The 10,045-nt window shown below is 53.6% G+C and carries 8 protein-coding genes; 6 read left to right on the top strand and 2 right to left on the bottom strand.

The window, feature by feature from the left end; all coding sequences use genetic code 11:
- Positions 1-6: 6 nt before the first annotated feature.
- Positions 7-1,344 carry an MFS transporter gene (locus K6T64_RS15335; RefSeq protein WP_288010930.1) on the bottom strand — a complete coding sequence of 446 codons (1,338 nt, stop codon included), beginning with the start codon at positions 1,342-1,344 and terminating at the stop codon, positions 7-9.
- A gap of 239 nt (positions 1,345-1,583) precedes the next feature.
- Between K6T64_RS15335 and K6T64_RS15340 the strand changes: the two genes are divergently transcribed.
- The 5 genes from K6T64_RS15340 to K6T64_RS15360 all read left to right on the top strand — a co-directional run bounded on the left by K6T64_RS15340 (position 1,584) and on the right by K6T64_RS15360 (position 6,750).
- Complete coding sequence (locus K6T64_RS15340; RefSeq protein WP_288010932.1) at positions 1,584-3,326, top strand: sigma 54-interacting transcriptional regulator; 1,743 nt, start codon at positions 1,584-1,586, stop codon at positions 3,324-3,326.
- A 106-nt stretch (positions 3,327-3,432) separates the two neighbouring features.
- Positions 3,433-4,398 carry an asparaginase gene (locus K6T64_RS15345; RefSeq protein WP_288010934.1) on the top strand — a complete coding sequence of 322 codons (966 nt, stop codon included), beginning with the start codon at positions 3,433-3,435 and terminating at the stop codon, positions 4,396-4,398.
- Positions 4,399-4,423: 25 nt separating this feature from the next.
- Positions 4,424-5,308: a polysaccharide deacetylase family protein gene (locus K6T64_RS15350; RefSeq protein ID WP_170084803.1), complete on the top strand. Its 885-nt coding sequence runs from the start codon at positions 4,424-4,426 to the stop codon at positions 5,306-5,308.
- 208 nt (positions 5,309-5,516) lie between these two features.
- Entirely contained in the window at positions 5,517-5,726 is a 210-nt protein-coding gene (locus tag K6T64_RS15355) for a hypothetical protein (RefSeq protein ID WP_288010936.1), read from the top strand.
- Positions 5,727-5,739: 13 nt separating this feature from the next.
- Positions 5,740-6,750, top strand: a complete 1,011-nt coding sequence (locus K6T64_RS15360; protein ID WP_288010938.1) for a CobW family GTP-binding protein — start codon at positions 5,740-5,742, stop codon at positions 6,748-6,750.
- Positions 6,751-6,833: 83 nt separating this feature from the next.
- Here the strand turns inward: K6T64_RS15360 and K6T64_RS15365 are convergent, their stop codons facing one another.
- On the bottom strand, positions 6,834-7,892 hold the full coding sequence (locus K6T64_RS15365) for a Fic family protein (RefSeq protein WP_288010939.1): 1,059 nt from the start codon (positions 7,890-7,892) through the stop codon (positions 6,834-6,836).
- Positions 7,893-8,218: 326 nt separating this feature from the next.
- On the opposite strand from K6T64_RS15365, the gene K6T64_RS15370 reads away from it, so the two are divergent.
- Positions 8,219-10,045 (top strand): YcdB/YcdC domain-containing protein (locus K6T64_RS15370; protein WP_353737831.1); only part of this gene is annotated, 1,827 nt, incomplete at its 3' end.

Genomic DNA, 10,045 nt, shown 5'->3' on the forward strand with positions numbered 1-10,045 from the left:
TTTTCGTCAAGCAGCCAATTCCTCCAGAGACTTGCCGGGTTCGATGCGCCGGGTCGCAAGAATAACAAGGCCGGACAAAGTGAGTGGCAGCGCTCCTCCAATCAGCGCGGCCGCCAACACTCCCATATTGGTCGATACCAAAATGGAGAACACGAGGGCCCCCAGAATGCCGCCGATCGGACCCATGGCATTGATAAACGCGGTGCCGGTTCCGCGCATCCGGGTGGCGTACGACTCACTCATAAAGACAAAGAGCGCCGAGTATGGGCCGTTCAAGAAGAAGCTTCCAATACTTTGAAAGATGAGTACACTCCAATATCCATTCGCCACATACAACATTGCCGCAAAGGCGAGCCCTCCGAGAATCCAGCCGATGGCAATGGTTTCCCGCCGCCCAATTCGATCACCCAACCATCCGTGGAAAACATAGCCCGCGTACCCCACGGCGTTTGCCAAAACGAGGAGCCACAACGAGTTCCCGAAATTGATGTGTTTCCCTTCTGTGAGTACTGTGGTAGCCAGTACGTTAAACACCTCGATGGCAAACCAGTTCAACATAAAGGCGAGCCCAAGGAATAACGTGGTCCGCATGGAACCGTCCTGCATGGAAAACAGCTGGGCGTACGTAAAACCCGTGGAACGCTCTGTATTGATACCATGGGCCCTTCCGTAGGCTTCGGCTTCCTCTTGTTTGCCTTGGCGCATAAGAGTGCGAACGTGCTTCAGGTGGAGAAATCTCGGCGATTCTTTTAGCTTGATTCCTAGAAGAACAATAATGATTGCCGGAATGATGCCCACGGCAAACATCCCTTGCCATTGAATCAATGGTTCGAGTAATGCGGTCACAATGGATGCAAGCATCACACCGATCGGCCAGCCGCCTTGGATAAAAGAGTAGAGCAAGCCGCGCTTTTTATCATCGTATAATTCTGATAGGTAAGTGGTATTGACAGCCTGCTCGGAATAACCGAACCCGGAGAGCGCCCGGACAAGCACAACATAGATGGAGCTGGGGATAAAAATGGACAACGCGGTCAAACCCGAACTGACAGCCACACCGGAAGTTGTGACGATAAGAGCTTTCTTTCGGCCGAGGTAGTCAGTGAGGGGTCCCACCGTTAACGAAATCACGAACGTTCCCACCGCAACCCATGTCGCAATATTCGCCATTTGCGCCGTTGACCACCCAAAGGTTTTCGCCATTTCTGGTAGCAACGTGCCGAACAAAATAAAGTCGAACACGGACAATGTCCAAGCAACAAGAGCAACAATGGAGGCGTAGGTCACGTCCCGACTCGTCAAACTGTTTTGATCGAGATTTAGATCCGACGTCTTTATACTCACTACTGAAACCCTCCTCTAAATTGGCGGTATCTGTATTGACTGTTATTTCGATTTCTTTGTCATGACAAACCCAGGATCACCTCCTGTAAACTGAATAGCAAGCAACGATTATGCCAAACGTGGCCCGGCTGAAAAAGGAAGGTTTCGTCGTTGTGTAAGAGACATTGCGTCGGAATTCGACTATAATATAGACAAGAACTGCATTGCAGTTTGCCAATTTGCATGAAGGGAGGCGTTACATGTTGAAAAACCTCGTTGATTCGCAATTGATCCAGGACACATTCTTATCCCTCCCCAGCGCCGTCATAGTGGTCAACGTCCGTGGAGAATTGATGATGGCGAACGCTTCCGGTTCACGGCTATATGAATACCTGCCAGATTACTCGAAATCCATTCGATTGGACGAGATCTGCAAACAACGGAAACTGATTCTTGGCCATCCAATCAGGGTTTCGGGAACCGACTATTTGCTTTCCGCCGCCCCGCTGGATTCAAAGGAATATCATGATCTCATTGTGTTGGTGTTTGAAGAAGCCTCAATCGCCGGTGCTATCAAGCAACAGATGAAGGAATATGAAGCAACGATCCAAGACCTGCAAACGATATTCGAAAATTCTTACGATGTTATCTATGTATCGGATGGAAAAGGTGTTACCCTTCGAGTGAGTTCCGCCTGTGAAGTCTTGTGGGGGAAACGGCCTGAAGAACTGATCGGAAGAACCGTCTATGAGCTGGAGAAAGAAGGGGTTTACTATCCGTCAGCGACGCGAATTGCCTTGGAGCGGGGAAAAAAGGTCCAGATCGTGCAGCAAACCCGCACAGGGCGCAGGCTCATGGTGGTAAGTACTCCGATTCGTGATAGTTCCGGAAATATCGTGAGAGTTGTCAACGCATCCAAAGACATTACGGAGCTTCACGAGCTCGAGGAGCAGATTCGGAATCTAAAAGAGATCATTGAAGGCTATCGCATGCAATTCGTCCAACTTCAAGAATCGCAGTCCGATACGGACCGAGCACTTATTTATCGCAGCAAAAAGATGGAAGACATTATGGCTCTCCTCGGCCGGGTTGCCGTTGTAGATTCCACGATTTTAATCACCGGGGAGTCGGGCGTGGGTAAAGAAATTCTCGCCAATCACGTCCACCGGCTGAGCCCACGAGCAGATTATCCCCTGATTAAAATCAACTGTGCAGCCATTCCCGAGTCCCTTTTGGAGAGTGAGCTCTTTGGATACGAGAAAGGAGCTTTCACGGGAGCGCAAAAAAATGGAAAGGCCGGATTGTTCGAACTTGCCGACAAAGGTACGTTATTCTTGGACGAAATTGGGGATATGCCGTTAAGTGTTCAAGCAAAGTTATTACGAGTTTTGCAGGAACGCGAGATCACTCGAATCGGCGGCTACAACCCCATTCCGGTGGACGTCCGAATCATCGCCGCCACCAATAAAGATCTCCAGACCATGGTGGCAAAAGGAACCTTTCGAAGCGATCTCTACTACAGGTTGAATGTGATCCCTGTCTACATCCCGCCCCTTCGCGAGCGACGCGAAGACATTGTTCCCTTGGTCAACAAATTCTTGTCCCATTTTGCCCAGAAAATCCACCGGAACAATGTCAGCCTCTCTAAAAAGGCCATGTCTCTCCTAGAACAATACGATTGGCCTGGCAATGTTCGCGAATTGAGAAACCTCATTGAGAGGCTTGTTGTGACGGTTGAGGATGACATCATTGATGCAGACGACTTGCCCGCTCACATCAGCAAAGGTGTCCCGCGTCCTGCCGATTCTCCTGACAGGAATGAACCCATCGTGGTGCGAGAGGTACTCCCGTTAAAACAAGCCCAGAAGATTATGGAAACCCAGCTTCTTCAACTGGCAGCGCGAGATACGTCAACTCTTGGAGAGATTGCCCAAAAACTCATGGTGAACCAATCAACCATCACGCGAAAGTTCCAGAAGTATGGATTGCAATTTGGCAAATAGCATTGCAATTGGTCCCAAGATGACCTATTAACCCCCGAACCATAGACAGCTCCCCGCGCAGTTGCTTGGCATAGATTTTGCGAAAGGATAGTGGCGGGGGGTGAAAATGGGGTTGGGACACGTTGCAGTGATTACGACAGGTGGAACGATTGCCGCACTCCCTCAAGACGACGGAGATGTGAAGGCAGTTCTGCCAGGCCAAGAATTACTCAAGAAGATCCGCGCATCGGATGTTGAAGTGCAGGAAAGTGTGACGTTGGGAAGCTATGCCTTCACCTTTGACACACTGTATGTGATCGGGAAAGCAGTGCAGAGCGCCCTCGCAAAAGATGCAGTCGATGGAGTCGTGATTACCCATGGGACCGACACCATGGAAGAAACAGCCTTCTACCTGTCTCTTGTCACACCAAAACAAAAGCCTGTTGTGTTAACCGGCGCTCAATTTGATGCTAGCCATCCGTCTTCGGATGGACCGAAGAACCTGTCGGACGCCATTTTGGTCGCCAGATCTCCTGCAGCCGCGAGCCTTGGACCGGTGATCGTTTTCGCGGGGTTTATCTATTCCGGTCGAGAGGTTAAAAAGATCGATACCAATGCGCTCCAGGCATTTGGCGCACCGGGCTGGGGGCCTGTAGGTAGGGTCGATCGGGGCCAAGTGTTCCTCGTTCGGGAGGAAAGGGATCGGCCGCTTTTGCCCCTTTTGCCACCGCACCGAGTCGCCCTGATCCGACTGGGGCTTGGTACCGACGGGGAGGAAGTTTTGCGCATAGCCAGCGGGTACGAAGGGGTGGTGCTGCAAGCATACGGGAGGGGAAATGCTCATCCGACTGTGGCGCAAGCTGTTGGTCGACTCGTTGGCGATGGCGTCCCTGTCATCGTGACCTCCCGTTGCAACGCCGGCGCCGTGGCTCCGATCTATGGAGACGGGGGCGGCCGCGACCTGGAGAGGAAGGGAGCCTGGTTTGCGGGTGACCTCGCCGGCGAAAAGGCGCGGATATTATTAGGGCTCATGTTGGCCAGTGGCCTGAGCCGTGAAGAGATGTACAGGATTGTTCAAGCCTACAGTCAATAAATTACGAAGGCGGAGGGATTCGCGAATGGCGAAGAAAGAAATCCTGGTCGCTTATGGTGTCGACGTCGACGCGGTGGCCGGTTGGCTTGGATCCTATGGCGGGGAAGATTCGCCGGATGACATTTCACGGGGGTTGTTCGCCGGGGAAATCGGTGCACCGAGACTTTTAAAATTGTTCGATAAGTATAAGATTAAGACGACCTGGTTCATTCCCGGTCATTCCATTGAAACGTTTCCGGATCAAATGCGCATGGTCGTGGAGGCTGGGCACGAAATTGGGGCGCACGGATATTCTCACGAAAACCCGATCGCCATGACACCCAAGCAGGAAGAAGATGTGTTGCTGAAATCGATCGAATTGATCGAAGGCCTCTCCGGAAAACGACCCACCGGGTACGTGGCACCTTGGTGGGAGTTCTCCAACGTGACCAACGAACTTTTGCTCAAGCACGGATTCAAGTATGATCACAGCTTGATGCACAACGATTTTCATCCGTACTACGTAAGGGTGGGAGATCACTGGACAAAAATCGATTATTCTAAACCGGCTTCCGAGTGGATGAAGCCACTCGTCAGGGGCGAAGAAACCAAATTGGTCGAGATTCCCGCCAACTGGTATCTGGATGACTTGCCCCCGATGATGTTCATTAAAAAATCGCCGAATAGTTTCGGGTTTATCAACCCCCGGGACATTGAACAAATGTGGCGGGACCAATTTGACTGGGTATACCGGGAGTATGACTATGCGGTGTTCGCCATGACCGTGCACCCCGACGTGAGTGGACGCCCGCAAGTCCTGCTCATGCACGAACGCCTGATCGAATATATCAATTCCCACGACGGGGTCCGCTGGGTCACCTTTGACGAGATCGCGGATGATTTCATCGGGCGGACTCAGGCCAAAAAGTGAGATCGAGCCCGGCTGGATGTCCTTGGTCCAGCCGGGCTATTCAGATTGCTCGAACTTGCTACCGAAGGGGGCACCCACGTTGTGCGTTCTATGCGCCGATTTAGTGACAAGCGTTCATTGGACGGAAGGGGTACGAAAAGAGAACGATAGCGATATGGCCTACTCCGGCAGCGAAGACAGTCGCCTGCACCGCAGAAGAAGGTTGGAGATGGTGGCCATGCTGAACCAGATTCTTGCGTTTTACGGGCTCACCGTCTCGGACTGGAATGGTGTTCGTTTCGTGGTCAGCGATAAAAAAGGCCAGACGGTTATGGCACAAAATCTGAGTGAGGTGTGGCAAGAGACGGAACGACTCTCAAGCCGGCTGCCGGACCCTCTTGATGAAACGCTTCTTCGGTTCATATCCCAATCTGATTGAAAGGTAGAGTGTCATGGCAACGGATACAAGAATACCCGTGATCATTTTGACTGGGTTTCTCGGCAGCGGCAAGACGACAATTCTCGCGCATGTTATGGAGTTAATCGACCCTGCCCGCACAGAAATCATTATCAATGAATACGGATCCGTGGGACTGGATCAATACCTCATTCAGCAAGTGAAAGAAGAAACCCACGTGCTCAAGGGCGGATGTGTGTGTTGTCAATTGCGAAATGATTTGGTCACGGTGCTGCAACAGGTTGCCAACCGCATTGACTCCGGTGAACGCATCGATCGGGTGATCATCGAAACAAGCGGTCTGGCGGACCCGGCGCCCATTATGTTCACGATCTACACCGATCCAATGTTACAAAACAGATTTCGCATCGGCGGCGTGATCACGACGGTCGATGCGACCACCACACACTCTCACTTGGCCCCGCACCCAGAATGGATAAAACAAATAACCAGCGCGGATTGGGTGATCATTACAAAAACGGATATCGCAGATCAACATGCTGCGGCCATGTTGGCTCGGCAAATTAGCTCTATGAACCCCTCCGCAGCTATTTATACCGCTAAAAACGGTCATATCAACCACGAAAAGGAATTCTTGAAAGATCTTCTGTCACTGAACGGCCGAGGAAACTTGGTGTGGCAAAAACATCTGACGTCAAGCACGGCTGACCACCATGACTCGAAGGAAACAACAGCTTCCCTCTCGCTGCGCTTTTCTGGCACGGTGAACTGGAGTGCCTTCAGTGTCTGGTTGAGCATGTTGTTACACGCCCACGGCGAGCATATCTTAAGGATCAAAGGTTTACTCGACGTCGGTTCCCCAGGCCCCATTGTGCTCAATGGTGTTCAACACATCGTGCACCCCCCGATCCATTTGTCCGAATGGCCTGACGAAGATACAGTCTCTCGCTTGGTCATCATCGTGCGCGGGATTGACCCAGACCGGATTCTGGATTCCTTGCGCATATTCAGCCGCTTTATTGGGGCTACTCTGGTGAAGGTTTGATATGCTCCCTGCTGGGTGGGCGCTGCTCCCTCCCACTTATCCCCCGGCCCTGAGTCCCGCAGCGCGCGCAAGCCCGCCCACGCTCAGTTGCCCTGGCCGCATCGCTTCCAGCGGGCATGGCGCCCTTTTTGAATGCACTCGATGACACCTTGGCGGCTCAATTCGTTCAAAACACGCGTAACCATTGACCGACTGATTCCGGGACACAGCTCCTCCACGTCAGAAATGCTAAAATCCGCCACAAACCCGTGGACCACGTTTTGAATTCGTTCCTTCTTCCATCCCCGATGCTTCGCCGCGTCAGTGTCCCCCACCCGCTGCTCGAATCTCCGATACGCTTCAAGCAGCATGGTCAGGAAATATTCCATCCAAGGCGTTAAATCGTGTTCACCCTCATGCCAACCCTGCGATGACCGGTACAATGTGTCATAATACTGATCCTTCGTATCTTCGATCACCCGTTCCAAACTGATGTATCGTCCCACGACGTACCCGCTCTGATAAAGCAACTGAAGGGACAAAAGCCGCGCCATGCGTTCATTCCCATCAGCAAAGGGATGGATGCACAAGAAGTCCAGGACAAAGGCGGCGATGAGCAGAACGTCCGGCCATTCTCCGCGCTGCAGTTCCAGGAGAAACAGGCGGCACAACTCTTCCACTGCGCCTGGTGTTTGCCATGCCGGTACGGTTTGGAAACGAATCCTCCGCTCACCGTCCGGGGCAACCTCTTCGATATAATTGTCCGCCATCTTCCATTGCCCGCCTTTATCGGCATACTTCATCATATCCCGGTGCAATTGGAGAATCAAATTTGGGGTTGACCGCATGTGTTCATGATGCTCATGAATCATCCTCAACACGTCACGGTACCCCGCAATCTCGGCCTCCGACCGGGTTTGCGGCTCAGATGCGTGTCGCATGATGGACGTAAACCTTCGGGTCGGCACAACGATGCCCTCGATTCGGTTCGACGACTCCGTACTTTGAATGACGGCATACTCCCGCAACGTATCAAGCACCTGCGGGATTTGCCGCTGATACAACGCCTGCTTTCCGCGGTACTCGGCAATCCGGTTGGTCAGCACCAGAATGCCTTTGTTGACAGGCCACCTTCCCATGACATCGGGCATAAACGAACGCACATGAACCACATCCGGTCAAGATAAATAGTATCACTTGATAGGTACATTATAACCTTAATTTCATAGGTATAAAATACTGTTTTCGTAATCCAGAGTCAACAAACCGCTCCGCCAACAGAGTAACTGTTCAGAGCCTCTCAACGACTTCGCCGAACTTGTGACTAAGTTCCTTCTATTCCGAACACGCTGAATCAACGCATCCACCTCCGCCTGCCACGTTGAGGCTTCCTGCACTCCACCTTGACCGGAAACCATATCCAACCGTACAATAAAACCGAATATGTTTCGAACCATTCCCATCATTCCTATTTGGGAGGAGAAATTTGGTGAAACGGTTTTCTAAGATCGCCGTCTCGGCAGCAACCCTGGCCGTTCTCTCCACCGGGTATCCCGTCCCGGCCGGTCCTGTACATGCCGCCCCGGGTGAGCCGCCCGGCCCTGCTGCAATCTCCGGCTCGGTTTCGACGTCCGTCCCCGCCGGGACTCCCGACCTGGCTATGACGCCCGGCCCTGCCGCGGCGCCCGACTCTGCCACCACGCCGGACACCGTCGCGCCCGCCGGGCCAACGGGGACGCCACCCGTCCCATCGGCGGTCCCTCCAACCGTTCCGCCGACGAAGGCGCCCACCCCGCCGCCGAACGCCATTGGTGAACAAGAGGCGGTGGCCAAAGTTCGCGCCCTGTTTGACGGACTGGGAGAACTCCCCTATGTGACCGCTCACTATCTCCCGGGAGATCCCCGGGCCGGCATCCTTATGGGATCCAGACCCACATGGGATCTGACCTTTTTTGCGACCGATCCGTCCAAATTCCAAGGCCCGCCATCGGAGCCGCCGGACACGCTCAATGCAAGGGTTGATGCCATAACCGGCGCAATCCTGGACTTCTCACGGATGAACCCCGCGTGGACCGGCGATCGTCAGCCGGACAACCAACTGGCGCTTCAAGCCGCCACCGCTTTCTTGCAAAAGGTCGGCTCTCCTTTTCGCGATCAGGAGCTGGAGCGAATCGGCGGCGGCGGAATCACCCAAACCGCCACACCGGGAACAAAAACCTTACAGTGGCGGTTCGCAGTCGTCACCTTCAGCGAGAAAGTGCACGGCATTCCTTTCCCTCAAAATTCCCTGGACATCCGGGTGGATCAATTCGGTCATGTCATTGGGATGCAGATCATGCATCCATTTGACAGTTCGAAACTCCCCGAACCCTCCGGGGCCATCTCGTCGGACGAGGCGCAAAAACTGCTCGCGGCCCAACTCCAACTGGAAAAAATGTATCTCACGACGCCGTTCCATCTGGATTCTTCCGGGCAGCTCCAAAAGGGAGACCGGCCGGTCCTCGGCTATTTTCCCGTGCGGCAGGGGAGCATCGACGCCTTTTCAGGGAAACCGTTTACCGGAGGACTTTCGATACCGCCGAATATGGAAATGAATAAAACCCTCTCCATCATCGGTCAGGGGCAGGCCCTTCAGGCCAAGGACAAAAACACGGCCGCACGCCTGGTGGCGGATTTCCTGCATATGGATCTTTCTGGGATGACTTTCGAGGAGCAGACACCGCCTCCGGACACCTTGAGCGGTTATCATCCCCGGGTGTTGACTTGGTCGCTCCGCCCGCCCGCGAGTTCCCCGGCCGCGCAAGGCTCAGGCGTTGCCCCCGCGGAACAGCCGAGCCACATCAACGCGGTGTTTGACGCCGACACCGGCCAGTGGCTGGACCTGAACGTGGATACCCAGATGCTTCGAGGCAAACCGGCGGTTCTGTCCATGGAACAAGGAGAAGCGAAGGCCCTCTCGTTCCTGCAGCAGATTTTGCCCAAGGGCAGCCAAACTGTTCAACTCGTTTGGGAAATGGACGGTTCCAAGCCGCTGCCGAGCCCTCCGGACTGGTTCGACCCGGCCAAGGAGCCCAACTTCATGCCGGAGCCGCTGCCGGTGTACACATACATCTTTCGTCCATTGGTTCAGGGCGTGCCCATCCTGGATCGCATCTACAATGTGCAAGTGGATGCAACCACGGGGCGGATCGTGGGATTCACACTGCCGCCCGCGTCATCGCCGGCGCTGCCGGATAATCGAGATACCATCACTCCGGAGCAGGCCAAAACGGCTTTTCTCCAGGCGCAGCCCATCCGGCTGGTGTACACATGGCCG

This window comes from Kyrpidia sp. (assembly GCF_023512215.1).
Taxonomy (GTDB): Bacteria; Bacillota; Bacilli; order Kyrpidiales; family Kyrpidiaceae; genus Kyrpidia; species Kyrpidia spormannii.